Below are 15,084 nucleotides of genomic sequence, written 5' to 3'. Positions count from 1 at the left end.
CAGGGGTGCGGAGGTCGGGACGGTCGGACTACTTGCCGAACCCGGCCGTCAGCCCGGAGACGAGCTGGCGGCGGCCGACGGCGTAGGCGGCCAGGATGGGGAGCACGGACAGGACGACGGCGGCCAGGACGGCCGGCACGTTCACGGAGAACTCGCCCTGGAAGGCCCACAGGGACAGGGGCAGCACGCGGGTCTCGGCGCTCTGGGTCAGGACCAGGGGGAACAGGAACCCGTTCCAGATCATCAGGCCGTCGTAGATGCCCACGGTGACGATGGCCGGGCGCGTCAGGGGCAGCGCCAGGCTCCACAGCGTGCGCCACTCCCCCGCGCCGTCGACCCGCATGGACTCGAACAGCTCGCCGGGCACGTCGCGCAGGAAGTTGGTCAGGATGAGGACCGACAGCGGGATCGCGAAGGCGATGGAGGGCAGGATCAGCGCGAGCAGGGTGTCGTAGAGCCCGAGCTGCACGATGAGGTAGTAGACGGGGATGATCGTCGCCTGGATCGGGATGGCGATCCCCAGCAGGAACACCTGGAAGAGCCGCGAGGTCGAGCGCCGGACGGAGCGCACCACGACGTAGGACGCCATGAGCGAGACCGCGAGGATGACGACCACCGAGGTCCCGGTGACGATCACCGAGTTGGCGAAGTACCGCAGGAAGTCGTTCTCGAGCACCTGTCGGTAGGCGTCGATCGTGGGCGCGGACGGCCACGACAGGGGGTTCTCGGTGTAGTAGTCGGCCTGCGGACGCAGGCTGGTGACCACGATGTAGTAGATCGGCACGATCACGACGAGGAGCCACAGCCACCCCCCGAGCCCGCCGAGGACGTTCGGGGTGGTGCGGGTGCTGCGCGCGGTCATCAGACTCCCTCCTGCTGCGACTCCATGCGGTTCGCGCCCGAGAGCCGGTTGAGGGCGAGCGAGACCAGCAGCCCGACGACGACGAGCAGGACGGCGATGACGCTCGCCTTGCCCATGTCGTAGGAGCGGAATCCGGTGAGGTACATGTCCAGCGGCAGGACGCGGGTCGCGTTGCCCGGGCCGCCGCCGGTGAGGACGAAGATCAGGTCGAAGTACGTCAGCGAGCCCACGATCATCAGCGTCGAGGACGTGACCATCGTGTACTTCAGCTGGGGGACGGTGATGCGGAAGAACTGCTGCACGCGGCCGGCGCCGTCGAGCAGGGCGGCCTCGTACATCGAGGCCGGGATCTGCCGGACGCCGGACTGGTAGAGCAGCGAGTGCAGCGGGATGAAGCTCCAGCCGATGACGAAGATCACCAGCCACATCGCCAGGTCGGGGTCGCCGATCCAGTCCTGCGCGAGCCACTCGGCCCCCAGCGCGGCGCCGAGACCGAAGTTCGGGTCCAGCAGCGCGGTGAAGGCGATGGCCACCGCCGCGGCCGAGAAGAGCAGCGGCAGGAAGAACAGCACGGACAGCACGGCGCGGTACCGCTGGCGGCCCGCCATGAAGACGCCGAGCAGCAGCGAGACAGGTGCCTGGAAGAGCCAGGTCCCGACCGTCAGCACGACGGTCAGCCACATCGCGTTCTGCGTGACCGGGTCGGTCAGCGTGCGGCCCCAGTTGTCGAGCCCGGCCCACGTCGGGGTGCCGAGGCCGTCCCAGCTCATGAAGGACAGCACCACGACACCGATCAGCGGGACGAACGCGAAGAGGCCGAAGAAGGCCAGGGCCGGGCCCGCCATCCACAGGCTGGGGCCCGCCGCCCGGCCCCGGGGGGCCCGCCGCGCGGGGCGGGCCTCCCGGGTCACGTCGGTGGTGGCGGGGGCAGTCACAGCGTCGCGTCCATCGTCTCGCTGAACTGCTGCGGGTCGATCTGCCCCAGGAACACCTGGCTGAGGTTGTCCAGCAGGGCCTGGGCCTGGTCGGCCGGCAGCGCCTGGTCCCAGGAGAGCTGGAAGTGCGGGGCGTCACGGACCATGTCGTAGACGAACTCCAGGTACTCGGGGTTCTCCTGCTCCGCGATCCGGTCCTCGAGCCCCGTCAGCGGGGGCACGGTGCCGATCGCCAGCAGCTCGTCGACCGCCTCGTCGGACAGCACCTGGGTGCTGATGTACTCCTTGGCGGTCTCCTGCGCCTCGGGAGAGGCCGAGGCCGAGACGGACCAGAAGTTGGACGGGTTGCCCACGATGTTCGTCGGGTCGCCGGCGCCGCCGTCGACCGCGGGGAACGTGGTGTACCCGAGCCCTCCGGACTCGACCAGCTCGGGCGACGACTCGAGGAAGTTGGGGTAGACCCAGCTGCCCTGCAGCACGAAGGCGGCCTTGCCGGTCTGCACGAGCGCGATGTCAGCGTTCTGGTCGGCGTTGACCGAGCCGAACGCGTCCCCGAAGGCGCCCGCGTCGACGAGCTCCTGGATGCGCGTGGTCGCCTCGACGATCGCCGGGTCCGACCACGCACCCTCCTCGCCGTCGAGCACGGCCTGGAAGACCTCGGGTCCGCCGATGCGGTCGGTGAGGTACTGGATCCACATCAGCTCGGGCCAGACGCTCTGGCCGGCCAGGGCCACGGGGATGACGTCGGCCTCCTGGAGCGCGGCCGCGGCGTCGAGCAGCTCGTCGTAGGTGGTGGGGACCTCGACGCCCGCGGCGTCCAGGACCTCCTGGTTGTAGTACAGGACGACCGGCTGGCTCTGCGTGTTCGGCACCGCGTAGGTCGTGCCGTCGATCTGTCCGTTGGCGGCCACGGACGGGATGACCCGGTCCAGGAGGTCCTGCGTGCCGTCGGAGATGTCGACGACGTTGCCGTTCTCGGCGTAGTCGGCGAGCGTCCCGCCGGCCCAGGAGTAGACCAGCGTCGGGGCGTTGCCGGACCCGACGGCGGTACGGATCTTCTCCTTGTAGGCGTCGTTGGCGAACCAGTCGACGGCGATCTCCCGCTCGGGGTTCTCGGCGTTCCAGTCCTCGAAGGACGCGCGGAACATGTCCTCGCTCCCCCCGGTCAGCGCCCACGCGCTGGCACCGTCGCTCGACGCGCCGCCCGGCTGGTTGCCCCCGCCGCACGCGGCCAGCGTCGCGGCGACCGCCACCGCGGTCGCGATGGCGCCGGTGCGTCGTGCTGTCCTCAGCTTCATTGCTCGGTCCTCTCGGTCGGCGACCGTCGTGGTCGCTGCTCGAAACAGTTTCATTCTGTTTCGTGAACGAGTAGACGCTAGGCAGGGCGATCGGCGGATGTCAACGGAGAAATTGGGGATGAATGGGGCACTACACGTCGAAACAGTTTCTGATCTATGCTGGCTACGCACCGGCCGAAGGAGGACCATGACCGCGACGGGACCACCCCGCGCCACGCTGGCGCACGTCGCGCGCCTGGCCGGGGTCTCGAAGGCCACGGCGTCCAAGGTGCTCAACCGACGTCCCGACGTGTCCGCGCGCACCCGCGAACGGGTCGAGCAGGTGATCGACGAGCTCGGCTACGTCCCGAGCACCGGACCGCGCGGGGGCGACACCCTGGAGAAGGTCAACGTCGTCTTCGACACGCTCGTCAACGTGTACTCGATGCAGGTCCTCGACGGCATCATCACCGCCGCCGACGCGCACGGGGTCGAGGTCCTCGTCGACAAGCTCGACCCGGACCCCGAGGGCGACGGACCGCTGTCGGCGACGTGGATCCGACGGCTCGGGGCCCACGGCCGCACCGGCGTGATCGTCGTGACCTCCGAGCTCACGGCCTCCCAGCGCGCGCTGATGCGTCGGCTGGGTCTGAGCATCGTCGTGATCGACCCCCTCAACCCGCTCGACGACGACGTGGCCTCCGTGGGCGCCACGAACTTCACCGGAGGGGTGCAGGCCACCCAGCACCTGCTCGACCTGGGGCACCGCCGGATCGGGTTCGCCGGCGGCCTGCCGGCGTCCATGGCGTCCCGCGAGCGCCTGCAGGGGTTCCTCAGCGCCATGAGCTCGGCCGACGTGCCGGTCGACCCGGACCTCGTGCTCGAGCAGGGCTTCACCTTCACCGCCGGGCTGGAGATGACCCGCCGCATGATGGCGAGCCCCGACCCGCCCACCGCCGTCTTCGCCGGCAGCGACGCGTCCGCCCTCGGCGTGCTGGAGGCGGCGCGACAGCGCGGGCTGCGCATCCCCGAGGACCTGTCCGTCGTGGGGTTCGACGACACGTACGCCGCCGTGTCGACGGCGCCGCCGCTGACGACGGTGCGCCAGCCGATCATCGACATGGGCCGGGTGGCCCTGCGCACCCTGCTGCAGCAGGCGCGGGGGGAGCAGGCCGACTCCCACCACGTCCAGCTCTCGACCCAGCTCGTGGTGCGGGAGTCGACGGCGCCCGCCGAGCCCTGATCGCGTCAGGCGTCGCCGAGGCTCGCGACGGTCTTGCCGTCGACGTGCTCGCCCGCGGCCAGCGCGGCGAGCGTCGCGGGCAGCTCCGTGAAGGCGGTGTGCCGCCCCACGACCGGCGCGACCCGCCCCTGCGAGACCGCGTCCGACAGGTCCCGTGTCACGCCCTCCAGGAGGTCCCCGATGACCTCGACGGGGGTGAACCCGAAGGACACGGACTGCAGCACGGCACCGCTGCGCGCGAGCGCGAAGAGGTCGATCTCGGCCGTCGGGCCGGCCAGCCGGCCCACGCTGACGACGCGCCCGCCCGGTCGGACGGCGGCGATCGCGTCGTCGAGGACGGCACCGCCGACGTGGTCCAGGACGACGTCGGCGCCCGTGCCGCCGGTCAGCTCGCGCACGCGGGCCACCAGGTCCTCCGTACCCGTCACGACGACGTCGTGGGCGCCGACGCCCTCCAGCAGCGGACGCCGCTCCTCGCTCCGGGTCGTGGCGATGACGCGGCCGGCGCCGAGCTCGGTGGCGACCTGGACGCCCACCAGCCCGATCGCCGACGTCGCGGCGGTGAGCAGCACGGTGTCGCCCGCGGACAGCGGCGCACGCCGCAGGGCCCCGTACTCGGTGAGCAGCGCGGTGGGCAGACCGGCCGCCACGTCGGAGGGCACGCCGTCGGGCACCGGCATGACGTGGCGGTGGTGGACCGCGACGTACTCGGCGAAGGCGCCCGGGCCCACGCCCATGACGGCGGTACCCACGACCGCCGGGTCGACGGCCGACCCCGCGGCGACCACCTCGCCGCTGAGCTCGAACCCGGGGATCCGCACGTCGGCGGCCTCGGTGACGTCGGCGTTGTTCACGGCCACGGCCCGGGTGCGCACCAGGACCTGGTCGTCGGCGGTCTCGGGGACGGGGACCCGGACGAGCTCCGGTCGCACCGCACCGGGCGTGGTCTGCAGGGCGGTCATCGTGGTCATGCTGGCTCCGTTCTCGTGCTGGCCCTGACGACGCTACGTCGCCCCGGCCGACCGTGGGGTGCTGCGTCAGGGCACCCCACGGCGGGCCGGTCCCGCGGGCCGTCGGGCGCTCTCCGGCTCCGGGGAGCGCTGCGACGACACCCGGGTTAGCCTCGCCGGATGTCTCGACGATCGCCTCGGTCCCGCGCGCTGCTGCGCGCCGGCGCCTTCGCCGTCGCCGGCTTCGTCCCCATGCTGGTCCTGGCCTGGTTCGTCCGGTCGAGCACCGCCGTGCAGGACGCCGACCAGGCCGTGGTCGACGCCGCGACCGCGGTCACGCTCGACCACCCCTGGTTGCAGGACTTCTTCGTGGTCTGGTCGGCCGTCACGCAGCCCGGCTGGGTCGTGCTCGCCGGCGCACTGCTCGCGCTGTGGATGTGGCGACGCCGCGGCTACCCCGGGCGCGCCCTGTGGGCCGTGGGCACGCTGCTCGTCTCGTGGGGGCTGGCGAACCTGGCCAAGCTGGCCGTCGGACGAGTGCGGCCGGAGATCGACGAGGTGATCCTCAGCGCCCCCGGGCTCAGCTTCCCGTCCGGGCACGCGACGTCGTCGACGACGGCCGCCGTGACGCTCACCCTGCTCGTCTGGCCCGTCCTCGGCCGCACCGGACGCGTCGTCGTCCCCCTCGCCGCGACGACGTTCGCGCTGATCACCGCCGCCGACCGGATCTTCCTCGGGGTGCACTTCCCCTCCGACGTCGTCGGCGGCATCCTCCTGGGCGTCACCATCTCCGGCGCCTCCTACCTCGGTTACCGCGGGTGGTCACCCACGACCCGCACGACAGATGCGGAGCATCGATGAACACGTTCGTCCACCGTTACGAGCTCGACACGAGCAGACCGACGGGCAAGGCCGCGGCCCGGGACGCCGCGACGCGGGCGCTGCTGCCCGCCCTGGGCGGCTGGCTCGTGCTGATCGGCGTGGGCTTCCTCGTCGTCGGGCCCCTGGACGACTACCCGGAGGGCAACGCGGTCGAGGAGTGGTTCGCCGAGCACCGGACCCCCACGATGAACGCGGTCTCGGAGTGGGTCGGTCGCTTCGGCATGACCGAGGTGGTCATCGGCGTGACGGCGCTGACCGTCGCGATCCTGTGGTGGCGCACCCGCCAGTGGTGGTTCGCCGTCGTCCCGGCGCTGGCCGTCTCCCTGCAGTCGCTGCTGTTCATCACGAGCTCGGCCCTGGTGGGTCGCGAGCGCCCCGACGTCGAGAAGCTCGACGACGCGCCGCCGACGTCGAGCTTCCCGAGCGGGCACACCGGGGCCTCCACGGCGCTGTGGCTGACCATGGCGATGCTCGCCCAGCGCATCGAGAACCCGGCGCTGCGCCGGGTGGTCACCGTGGTCTGCGTGACGATCCCGTTCCTCGTCGGCCTCTCGCGGATCTACCGCGGCATGCACGGCCCGCTGGACGTGGTTTTCGGCCTGCTCAACGGTCTGCTGTGCGTGGTCGTGGCCTGGTGGTACCTGCGGCGGGACACGTCGACCGGCACGGCGCGGCGCTGAGCCTCAGAGCTGCTGGCGGACGCCGGCCGACCGCGCGACGCCCTCGACCTGCTCCTCGAGGTCGTCGCGCAGGGGCTTGAGGCCGGCGCCGCGGCGCAGCACCGGGAGACGGACCGGGTGGTCGACCTCCTCGAGCACGAACCCGAGGGCGGCGTACAGCGCCATCGCGGCCAGGACCAGCCCGAGGACGCCGCCTGTCGTCTCCCAGCCGCCGGACCCGGTGAACTCCGCGACGCCGGTCACCGCGAACCGCACGCCGGAGCCGATCATGACGGCGGCCGCGACGATCTTGCCGCCCGCCGCCAGGGCCGGGACCACCATCGCGAGCGCCGCCGTCAGGAGCAGGACGCCGAGCGCGGGGCTCGACGTCCCCGGCGGGGATGTCAGCGTCGACACGGCCAGCATCGCCCACACCCCCGACACCACGGCCATGCCGGTACCCGCGATGGGGTCGCGGGCGCCGAACCCGATGATCGCGGCCAGCAGCTGCAGCGGGACGGTGAGCACGAGGACGGCGAGCGCCACCGTGCTCTCCTCGGCGGTGCTGAGGATCCCGAGCTGCAGGCAGCTGAACCCGACGGTGGCCACCGCGAGGGACATGAAGCCCAGCGGCAGCGGGTTGCCCGTCGGCCGGAGCACGATCCGGGTGATCTCGAGCTGCTCGCTGCGCGGTCGCGCGTCGGTTCCTTCAGTCATCGCCCCACACAACACCAGGGTCGGGACGTCCACAACAGGGGACGTCGGGCCGGGGACGCAGCGGTCGTTGCGAGATACCCCTATGGGGTATTAACGTGCTGGAGAACGAGCGGCCCGACCGGGCCCGGGAGGAGAGTCGATGAGCACGAACCAGTACCAGGTCACCGGCATGACGTGCGGACACTGCGAGATGTCGGTCCGCGAGGAGGTCGGCGCGGTGCCCGGGGTCGAGGAGGTCCAGGTAAGCGCGGAGTCCGGCACGCTCGTCGTCACCGGATCCGACGACGTCGAGGAGTCGAAGGTCCTGGCGGCCGTCGACGAGGCGGGCTACTCCGCGGTCCCCGTCGCCTGATCGCCCGCGGTGCTCGACGGCGGAGCGGCTCAGTCGATCTGCTCCCCGTCGAGCGCCCGGGCCGCGAGGCGCTCGTCCTCGCTGACCTCCCACACCTCCCAGGCGGCGCGTCCGGCCAGGCCGATGATCACGCAGCCGAGGATCAGGTCGGGCCAGCCCGACCCCGTCACGGCGGTCAGCACCCCCATGGCGATGACGGCGACGTTGACCAGGACGTCGTTGCGCGCCGAGAGGAACGCGGCGCGGCTCAGCGAGCCGCCGTGCTGCCGCACCCCGGACAGCAGCCAGGCCGACGTGCCGTTGACGACGATCGCCCCGGCCGAGGCGACGACCAGCGGGACGACGTCGGGGGCCTGGGGCGCGCCGAAGCGCTGCACGGCCTCCCACGCGGCGAAGACTGCGGGACCGACGATGATCACCGCCATGACCTTGCCCATCACCGCTCGGCGAGCCAACGGCCAGCCCAGCGCGACGAGGATGAGCACGTTGACGGCCGTGTCCTCGAGGAAGTCGACGCTGTCGGCCAGCAGGGAGACGGACCCCGCCTCGAGCGCGACGAAGAACTCGACGAAGAAGTAGGCGAAGTTGATCGCGGCGACGACCGCGACGACACGCCGGAGCCGACCGACGGGGACCGTGGTCACGGCAGGTCGACACCCTCGGGGATCAGGTCCTCCGGCACGCGGTCCAGCAGGTCGTCGCAGGCCGCCGCGTCGCCCGCTCGGCACTGGCCGCCCAGCTCCTGCAGCTCGTCGGCGTCGCCCACCAGACCGCCGAGCTCCTGCAGGTCGTCGACGGAGTAGTCCCCGGTGAGACCGCCGAGGACGACGTCCGGGACGCTGATCTCGCCCTCGGCGATCGCGTCGACCTGGGCCAGGCCGGCCTCGATGTCCTCGCCGTAGGCGTTCCAGAACATCAGGCCGGCCACGACCAGCAGCGTCGTGAACAGCACCTGCAGCGACCCGAGCGTCAGCCCCGTCCGCGCCATGCCGCGGCCGTTCGTCCCGCGCCGGCGGGTGCGGTCCAGTCCGATCCCGCCGAGCACGATCGCCAGGACGCCCACCAGGGGCACCACGATGCCGAGCAGGCCGGTGACCAGGGACGCGACCGCCGTCGGCTCCGTGCCGCGACGTCCGCCCGTGCCGCCGGTCTGCGCGCGCTGCGCCGGGGCAGGCGGCGCCGGGGCAGGCGGTGCCGGACGCTGCGGCGTCGGACGCTGCGGCGTCGCGGGCCCACGCTGCGGTGCGGCCGTTCCGGGCCAGGGTGCGGGGTGCTGCGCCGGTGCCGGGGAGGACGGACCTGCCGGTGCGGACCGGTGCGCCCACGGGGCGGCGCCGTACCCCCGGTCGGCGGGCATGACGGACTCCCGGTGCGGGCGGCCGGCCAGGGGCCGGGTCTGCGGTACGCCGCCACCGGGGAGGACCTGGGTGTCCTGGCCCGCACCCGCGTCGACGATCCGCGTGTCCTCGCCGGCGCCGATGTCGAGCGGCCGGGTCTCCTGCGGGTCGCCCGCGCCCTCGGCGTCGGTCCGGTCGGTGCGGTGCTGCTCGGTCATGGGTCTCCCGTGTCGAGGTCGGCACCGATGCTATGCCCCGGGCCCCGCTCCGGACAGGCCCCGGACACCGGTTCGACCGGACGGGGCGGTGTCCCGGTGCCCGTCGTGCGCGCGGTCCGCGAGCGCCTGGCGCGGACCCCGGGTCCGGGGTGGCCCTGCGGGGCCGTTGGCCGGAGGATCGCCCTGTGAGCACGTCACCGGATCCTGGGGCGCCGGCACCGGCGCGCCGCCGTCATGCCCGCTGGTGGTGGCTCGGCGGCACGCTCGTCCTGCTGCTCACCGGCGCGGCGTTCGTCGCGGCCGAGCTGGAGCACCGTGCCTGGGTCGAGGCGGTGGCGGAGTACGAGGCGGAGGTCGCCCGGGTCACCGAGGAGGCCGAGACCTCGCGCGCCCGGGCCGAGGAGGCCTACGCCGACGGTCTCGCCACGCTCACCGGGGCGATCGACCAGGCCCGACCGGTCTACCGGGCGAGCGAGGACCAGGTGGCCGACCCCGCGGTGCGGGACCCGCTCGACGACGCCCTGGCTGAGGGCCGCCGGCTCCGCGACGCCGAGGTCGCCTACCCCGTCGAGACCCGCACGGTGGAGGCGGTGACCCGGCCGAACCCGTTCTTCGCCGAGGAGCTCCCCGCGGTGACCGTCGAGGTCGTCGACGCCGCGCAGCCGGACCCGGCTGCGCTCGAGTCCGCGGCGACCGACCTCGTGTCGACGGCGGACGCCGTGGCGGCGGCCCGCCGCGAGTGGGCGGTCGCGGAGCTGCGGCCCGCCACCGACGAGGGGCGCTACGCCCTGACAGGCCTGCGCGCGCAGGACGCGGACCTCGGCCTCGGCGCCCTCGACGACGCGGTCACCGCGGCCGAGGCCGTCCTGGACGCCGGGGTCGACGCCGTCGACCCGGACGCGGCCGTGCGCCTGCGGGACACCCTAATCGAGACGTCCGCGTCGCTGTGGCGCACCCGGCTGGACCAGATCACCGCCGAGCGCCGTGCGGCGGCGCGTGCCGACGGCGTCGACTGCCGGGTGGACAGGTGCGTCGCCCTGACCTTCGACGACGGTCCGGTCGCGGAGACCGAACGCCTGCTGCGCATCCTGGAGCGCAAGGACGCGCCCGCCACGTTCTTCATGGTGGGCGACAACGTCGCGCGGAACCCGCAGATCGCCCGAGCGGTGGCCGACGGCGGGCACCTGGTCGCGAACCACTCCTGGAGCCACCCGCAGCTCACCACGCTGGACGACGCCGCGGTCCGGGAGGAGCTGCGCAGCACCTCCGACGCGATCCGCGAGGCCACCGGGACCGCCCCGTTCCTGCTGCGGCCACCGTACGGGGACGTGGACGGGCGGGTCCGCTCGCTCGCCACCCGTGCCGGGCTCGACGTCATGCTGTGGAACCTGGACACGCTCGACTGGGAGACCCGCGACGCGAAGGAGACCCGGCGGGCGGTGCGGAAGCAGGTGGAGCCCGGCAGCAACGTCCTGATGCACGACATCCACGCCACCACGGTCGACGCCGTCGGAAAGATCATCAAGGACCTGCGCGACGAGGACTACGTGCTCGTCACGGCCGACCTGCTCGTCGACGACGAGGACTGACGGCAGGGGCCGCACGGGTCCCTGCCCTCACGACCACGAGGTCCGGGTCCGTCGCGTCGCCACGGACCCGGACCCGTGCCAAGGCTCGTCGACGCCGGTCAGCCGCAGCCGATCGGGTCCACGGGCTCCTCGTGCGTGGTGACGACCTCGTCGCCGGCGATCTGCGCCGACGCCGTGACCGTCACGGTGCTCGCCGGGACCGACGGCTCACCCGTCGAGAACGACTGGTACGCGTGCCGGCCCGGCTCGACGTCGGTGAACGTCGTGCTGCCGGCCAGCGTGACGACCTCGACGTCGACCGCGACGTCGCCGACGTTCCGGACGCGGACCGCCACGTACGCCGTTCCCGCCATGCACCGCGGCTTCACCGTCACCTCCGTCGGGAGCGTCGGCTCGGACACGTCACCTCCGACGACCGCCTCGTCCCAGACGACCGGGGCGTCGTCGGTCAGCACCGCGACCCGGAACGACGTGCCCGCGGCGAGGTCGCCGGGAAGGGTCACGACACCCTGCTGCGCGGCGTCGAGCTCGACCGGACCCAGGGAGGTGACGCCGGCGTCCGTGAGGACGTAGGCGTGCCCCGTCGTGTCCGCCCGCAGCGGGTCGCCCGCCGGGTCGAACCCGGCGGCGTCGAGCGGCAGCTCGGCCCCGGCGCCCGCCGGGTCGGCACCGATCAGGCTCTCCGAGAGGTGCGCGCCCGTCAGGTCCTCACCCGTCGGGGCCAGCGGGGTCAGCTCCCACACCTGGGTGTCGTCCCCGGTGGCGTTCTGCAGCGTCACCGGGCCGGACCCCGCCGGGGCGGTCAGGTAGAGGTCGGTCGCCCCCGCCGACTGGATCCGGTAGCCCCCGTCGCCGGTCTCGACGAGGTTCCAGCTGCCCGTGTCCTGGTCGTCGACCCACTGGCCGACCCGCTGGCCCACGCTGGGGAACCCGGTCCACACCGCGGCTGCCCGCCCGCCGGACTTGTTGAGGAAGGTCTCCGCGCCGTCGGGCCGCGTCATGACGTGCCAGTACTGGGTGTCGGCGGCAGCGTCCTGCGGCTCGGCGACGACGTCCGGCACGTCCCCGTTGCCGATGTTCGCGTCCGTGGTGTTGCCGCCGGTCCCGATCACCTGGCCGGAGGCGCGGTTGGTCAGCCGGTAGTAGGTCCCGTCCGAGTCGCCGAGGTCGACCTCGGCGTGCCGGACGACGGCGCCGCTCGTCGGGCCGCCCCAGACGGCCTGGAGGATGGCGACGCGTCCGGTGCCCTCGACGTACTGCAGCGCCCGGCTGTAGCCGGTGCCGATGGGCGCCTGGTGCTCCGTCCAGGTCCCGTCGCTCGCCCCGGACTCGTTGACCCAGATGTTGCCGCTGCCGAAGGAGTTGTACAGGATCCGGCCGTCGGGCAACCGCTCGAGCACCGGGCTGCCGCCCGGAGCCAGGGTGCCGGACCCCGGGGTCACCGGCAGCCCTTCGATGCCGGCACCGGCGGCCGTCCCGTCGGCGTGGAACGCGAGCGGGTCGTCGGCGATCTTGTAGCGCGCGACGGTCCCGCCGCCGAAGTACTCGAACGTCATCAGCCACTGGTCGTCGCTGGTCGGCACGACGTACGTCATGCCGGGCCGGCCGCCACCGATCTGCGTCTTGCCCGCCCCGCGGTCGACCGTCAGCCCCGGGGTGTCCACGACCGGGTCGCTCCACTCGGCGCTGACGCCGTCCCAGGTCCGGTGGACCAGGATCTGGCCGTGCGAGTCCGGCGCCGTGTCGTTGTCCGGGTCGACCTGCGCGACGCCGGTCGCGGGGTCGTAGCCGAGGTAGTCGTTCTCGTCGGAGTAGTAGGCGACGAGCAGACCGTCGTGCACCATCAGCTGCGGCTCCCACACCGGGTCGACCTGCGCGAAGGTGTTGGCCGAGGAGATCCGGCCGCCGATCGCGCCGGCCGAGCCTCCCTGCCACCCGCCCCGGGCGACGATGTCGACGACGTCCCACGAGGCGCCCTCGTCGGTCGAAGCGAACAGCGCGATCGCCAGGTCGCTCCGGTCGCCGTCGTTGTCCGGCACCCACGAGGGGTCCGCGGCCTTCTGCTCGAGGAAGTAGTGGTCGTCGCCGGAGACGACGCTGGCCAGCAGCAGCGTCCCGGCCGCGAGGTCACCGACGTCCTGGGGCAGCACGTACAGGTTGGGGTTGGTCCAGTTGCTGATGTACGGGTCGTACTCGGGGTCGTCGCTCAGGTAGGCGGGAGGATCGACCTCGGACAGCGGCAGCCACGACTCGCCGTGGTCGTCGCTCGCGTAGACCGGCATGGTCTGCCCGTCGGCGCTGCCGGTCTCCGCCACGACGGTCGACCGCTCGAAGGCCATCACGAGCCGCCCCGACGGCAGCTGGACGGACTTCGGGTAGATCGCGCAGTTGCCGGTGCCCTTCAGGCACGGCTCGTCGCCCAGCTCGTAGACGGTCCCGCCGGTCGGGTCGTAGCCCTGCGCCGCCAGGGCCGGGAGCGCGGCGACGGCGGCCGCGGCGAGAAGTGCGGTCACGGTCCTGACTGATCTCGTCCTGCTCATATCCCCTCCGTTGGGGTGATCGGGATCGGCGGGGCTCGTCGTCGAACCCCGGGGACCGCCCGGACCGGCGAGGAGTCCGGTCCGGGCGGAGCTCTCACTGCTCGACGGTGAAGCCCTGGGAGCTGCCGTACGAGACGAGGTTGTCCTGCCAGGCGACGAGGCCCTCGTTGAGGTCGCTCTTCTGCGTGTAGGCCTGGCCCACGGTGTCCGGGAAGACGCTGTTGGCGTAGACCTGGAACGGCAGGTACTGCCAGTCGGTCGACACGTTCTCGGACGCCTCGACGAGGACCTCGTTGATCTTCTGGCCACCGAAGTACTCCGGCGCGGCCTCGAGGAACTCCGGGTCGTTCAGGTGCGCCGTCGTGGACGGGAAGCCGCCGGACTCGAGGAACACGTCCACGCTCTCCTCCGAGCTGTTCAGCCAGCGCACGAACGCCGCCGCGAGCTCGGGGTTCTCGGACTGCTTGATGACGGCCTGGGAGCTGCCGCCGTTCTCCGCGGTGGTCGGGTCACCGTCGTAGCTCGGGATCGGGGCGACCCGCCACTTGCCGGCGCCCTCGGGCACGGAGCCCTCGAGGATGCCCGGCATCCAGGCGCCGGTGACGATCGTGGCGAGCGTGTCGTTGCCCAGCGCCTTCCACCAGTCGTCCGACCACGTGGGGATGTCGGCCAGCAGGCCCGGCTCGAGCATCTGGTTCCACATGTCGGCCCAGCGCTGGGAGCCCTCGTCCTGCAGGTCGATGCTCACGGTCGTGCCGTCGACGGTGTACGGGTGACCGCCGGCCTGCCAGATGAGCGGCTGGACGAAGCCGGGGTCCCCGGCGTCGTTGGTGATGTACGTCGACGGGTCGGCCTCGTGCAGCGTCTCGGCGGCGGCCACGTACTCGTCCCAGGTGGTCGGCACCTCGATGCCGTGCTCGTCGAAGATGTCCTGGTTGTACATCAGGACCAGTGGGCCGGAGTCCTGCGGCAGGCCGTACAGGCCGCCCTCGACGCTGACCTGCGCCCAGGTCGAGGCCGTGTACTGGTCCTCGAGGCTGCCGAGCCCCAGGGTGTTCAGGTCCACGAGGCTGTCGGAGATCGCGAACTGCTGCAGGGCGTAGTACTCGATCTGCGCCACGTCGGGGGCTCCCGAGCCGGCCGCGATCGCGTTCTGGAGCTTGGTGTACTCGTCCGTCGCGGTGCCGGCGTTGACCACCTCGACCGTGACGTCCGGGTACTGCTCCATGAACGCGGCGGCCTGGTCCTCGCCGGACGGCGTCCACGTCCAGTAGGTCAGCTCGCCACCCTCCTCGAGGGCGGCGTCGAGGTCGGCTGCGGCCTCGGGGTCGGGCTCGGAGGATCCGGCGTCGGTCCCCGTCTCGGCTCCTCCGCAGGCGCTGAGCAGGCCTGCTGCGAGGAGGCCGGCGGCGACGGCGGCGGAGGCTCGGCGAGCCTGTGGGCGGATGGTGGTGCGCATGGTTGCTCCTTGGTCACTTCGTCGTGCCGGACGCCGACGGTGGCGCCCGCCGTGGTCGTGCTGA

The 15,084-nt window shown here is 72.6% G+C and carries 14 protein-coding genes; 5 read left to right on the top strand and 9 right to left on the bottom strand.

Annotated elements, in window-relative coordinates; translation table 11 throughout:
• Positions 1–28: 28 nt before the first annotated feature.
• Genes V5O49_RS03230 through V5O49_RS03220 form a run of 3 tightly spaced genes read right to left on the bottom strand, consistent with a single transcriptional unit; the run spans position 29 to position 3,095 of the window.
• On the bottom strand, positions 29–862 hold the full coding sequence (locus V5O49_RS03230) for a carbohydrate ABC transporter permease (protein ID WP_278235837.1): 834 nt from the start codon (positions 860–862) through the stop codon (positions 29–31).
• Positions 862–1,797 carry a carbohydrate ABC transporter permease gene (locus V5O49_RS03225; protein WP_405001131.1) on the bottom strand — a complete coding sequence of 312 codons (936 nt, stop codon included), beginning with the start codon at positions 1,795–1,797 and terminating at the stop codon, positions 862–864. Before V5O49_RS03225 ends, V5O49_RS03230 begins: the two co-directional genes overlap by 1 nt.
• Positions 1,794–3,095, bottom strand: coding sequence for an extracellular solute-binding protein (locus V5O49_RS03220; RefSeq protein WP_332900965.1), 1,302 nt, complete (start codon positions 3,093–3,095; stop codon positions 1,794–1,796). Before V5O49_RS03220 ends, V5O49_RS03225 begins: the two co-directional genes overlap by 4 nt.
• A gap of 187 nt (positions 3,096–3,282) precedes the next feature.
• Between V5O49_RS03220 and V5O49_RS03215 the strand changes: the two genes are divergently transcribed.
• A complete protein-coding gene (locus tag V5O49_RS03215; RefSeq protein ID WP_332900964.1) occupies positions 3,283–4,317 on the top strand; it encodes a LacI family DNA-binding transcriptional regulator in 1,035 nt (344 codons plus the stop codon).
• Positions 4,318–4,322: 5 nt separating this feature from the next.
• On the opposite strand, the gene V5O49_RS03210 is transcribed toward V5O49_RS03215, so the two are convergent.
• Entirely contained in the window at positions 4,323–5,288 is a 966-nt protein-coding gene (locus V5O49_RS03210; protein ID WP_332900963.1) for a quinone oxidoreductase family protein, read from the bottom strand.
• Positions 5,289–5,447: 159 nt separating this feature from the next.
• On the opposite strand from V5O49_RS03210, the gene V5O49_RS03205 reads away from it, so the two are divergent.
• Both V5O49_RS03205 and V5O49_RS03200 read left to right on the top strand, forming a co-directional pair.
• Entirely contained in the window at positions 5,448–6,128 is a 681-nt protein-coding gene (locus V5O49_RS03205) for a phosphatase PAP2 family protein (protein ID WP_332900962.1), read from the top strand.
• Positions 6,125–6,829, top strand: a complete 705-nt coding sequence (locus V5O49_RS03200; protein WP_332900961.1) for a phosphatase PAP2 family protein — start codon at positions 6,125–6,127, stop codon at positions 6,827–6,829. Before V5O49_RS03205 ends, V5O49_RS03200 begins: the two co-directional genes overlap by 4 nt.
• Before the next feature lie 3 nt (positions 6,830–6,832).
• Here the strand turns inward: V5O49_RS03200 and V5O49_RS03195 are convergent, their stop codons facing one another.
• The gene (locus V5O49_RS03195; protein WP_332900960.1) at positions 6,833–7,525 is read right to left on the bottom strand and encodes a GPR1/FUN34/YaaH family transporter; all 693 of its coding nucleotides are present in this window, start codon (positions 7,523–7,525) and stop codon (positions 6,833–6,835) included.
• A gap of 139 nt (positions 7,526–7,664) precedes the next feature.
• Here V5O49_RS03195 and V5O49_RS03190 point away from each other — a divergent pair, with 139 nt between their 5' ends.
• A complete protein-coding gene (locus V5O49_RS03190) occupies positions 7,665–7,877 on the top strand; it encodes a heavy-metal-associated domain-containing protein (RefSeq protein ID WP_332900959.1) in 213 nt (70 codons plus the stop codon).
• A gap of 29 nt (positions 7,878–7,906) precedes the next feature.
• Here the strand turns inward: V5O49_RS03190 and V5O49_RS03185 are convergent, their stop codons facing one another.
• Both V5O49_RS03185 and V5O49_RS03180 read right to left on the bottom strand, forming a co-directional pair.
• The gene (locus tag V5O49_RS03185; RefSeq protein ID WP_332900958.1) at positions 7,907–8,521 is read right to left on the bottom strand and encodes a cation diffusion facilitator family transporter; all 615 of its coding nucleotides are present in this window, start codon (positions 8,519–8,521) and stop codon (positions 7,907–7,909) included.
• A complete protein-coding gene (locus tag V5O49_RS03180) occupies positions 8,518–9,432 on the bottom strand; it encodes a DUF4190 domain-containing protein (protein ID WP_332900957.1) in 915 nt (304 codons plus the stop codon). Before V5O49_RS03180 ends, V5O49_RS03185 begins: the two co-directional genes overlap by 4 nt.
• A 185-nt stretch (positions 9,433–9,617) precedes the next feature.
• Between V5O49_RS03180 and V5O49_RS03175 the strand changes: the two genes are divergently transcribed.
• Complete coding sequence (locus V5O49_RS03175) at positions 9,618–11,021, top strand: polysaccharide deacetylase family protein (RefSeq protein ID WP_332900956.1); 1,404 nt, start codon at positions 9,618–9,620, stop codon at positions 11,019–11,021.
• A 98-nt stretch (positions 11,022–11,119) separates the two neighbouring features.
• Here the strand turns inward: V5O49_RS03175 and V5O49_RS03170 are convergent, their stop codons facing one another.
• Both V5O49_RS03170 and V5O49_RS03165 read right to left on the bottom strand, forming a co-directional pair.
• Positions 11,120–13,534, bottom strand: coding sequence for an RICIN domain-containing protein (locus tag V5O49_RS03170; RefSeq protein WP_332900955.1), 2,415 nt, complete (start codon positions 13,532–13,534; stop codon positions 11,120–11,122).
• Between the two features lie 121 nt (positions 13,535–13,655).
• Positions 13,656–15,020, bottom strand: coding sequence for an ABC transporter substrate-binding protein (locus tag V5O49_RS03165; RefSeq protein WP_332900954.1), 1,365 nt, complete (start codon positions 15,018–15,020; stop codon positions 13,656–13,658).
• Positions 15,021–15,084 lie beyond the last annotated feature (64 nt).

The sequence above is a fragment of the Isoptericola haloaureus genome (assembly GCF_036689775.1).
Classification (GTDB): domain Bacteria; phylum Actinomycetota; class Actinomycetes; order Actinomycetales; family Cellulomonadaceae; genus Isoptericola; species Isoptericola haloaureus.
This window is presented reverse-complemented; position numbering and strand designations above follow the sequence as displayed.

Bases quoted from the DNA above. Each gene is read 5' to 3' on its own strand.
- V5O49_RS03220 (WP_332900965.1), bottom strand. From the start codon at position 3,095: ATGAAGCTGAGGACAGCACGACGCACCGGCGCCATCGCGACCGCGGTG.
- V5O49_RS03190 (WP_332900959.1), top strand. From the start codon at position 7,665: ATGAGCACGAACCAGTACCAGGTCACCGGCATGACGTGCGGACACTGC.
- V5O49_RS03200 (WP_332900961.1), top strand. From the start codon at position 6,125: ATGAACACGTTCGTCCACCGTTACGAGCTCGACACGAGCAGACCGACG.
- V5O49_RS03195 (WP_332900960.1), bottom strand. From the start codon at position 7,525: ATGACTGAAGGAACCGACGCGCGACCGCGCAGCGAGCAGCTCGAGATC.
- V5O49_RS03205 (WP_332900962.1), top strand. From the start codon at position 5,448: ATGTCTCGACGATCGCCTCGGTCCCGCGCGCTGCTGCGCGCCGGCGCC.
- V5O49_RS03165 (WP_332900954.1), bottom strand. From the start codon at position 15,020: ATGCGCACCACCATCCGCCCACAGGCTCGCCGAGCCTCCGCCGCCGTC.
- V5O49_RS03210 (WP_332900963.1), bottom strand. From the start codon at position 5,288: ATGACCACGATGACCGCCCTGCAGACCACGCCCGGTGCGGTGCGACCG.
- V5O49_RS03230 (WP_278235837.1), bottom strand. From the start codon at position 862: ATGACCGCGCGCAGCACCCGCACCACCCCGAACGTCCTCGGCGGGCTC.
- V5O49_RS03215 (WP_332900964.1), top strand. From the start codon at position 3,283: ATGACCGCGACGGGACCACCCCGCGCCACGCTGGCGCACGTCGCGCGC.
- V5O49_RS03180 (WP_332900957.1), bottom strand. From the start codon at position 9,432: ATGACCGAGCAGCACCGCACCGACCGGACCGACGCCGAGGGCGCGGGC.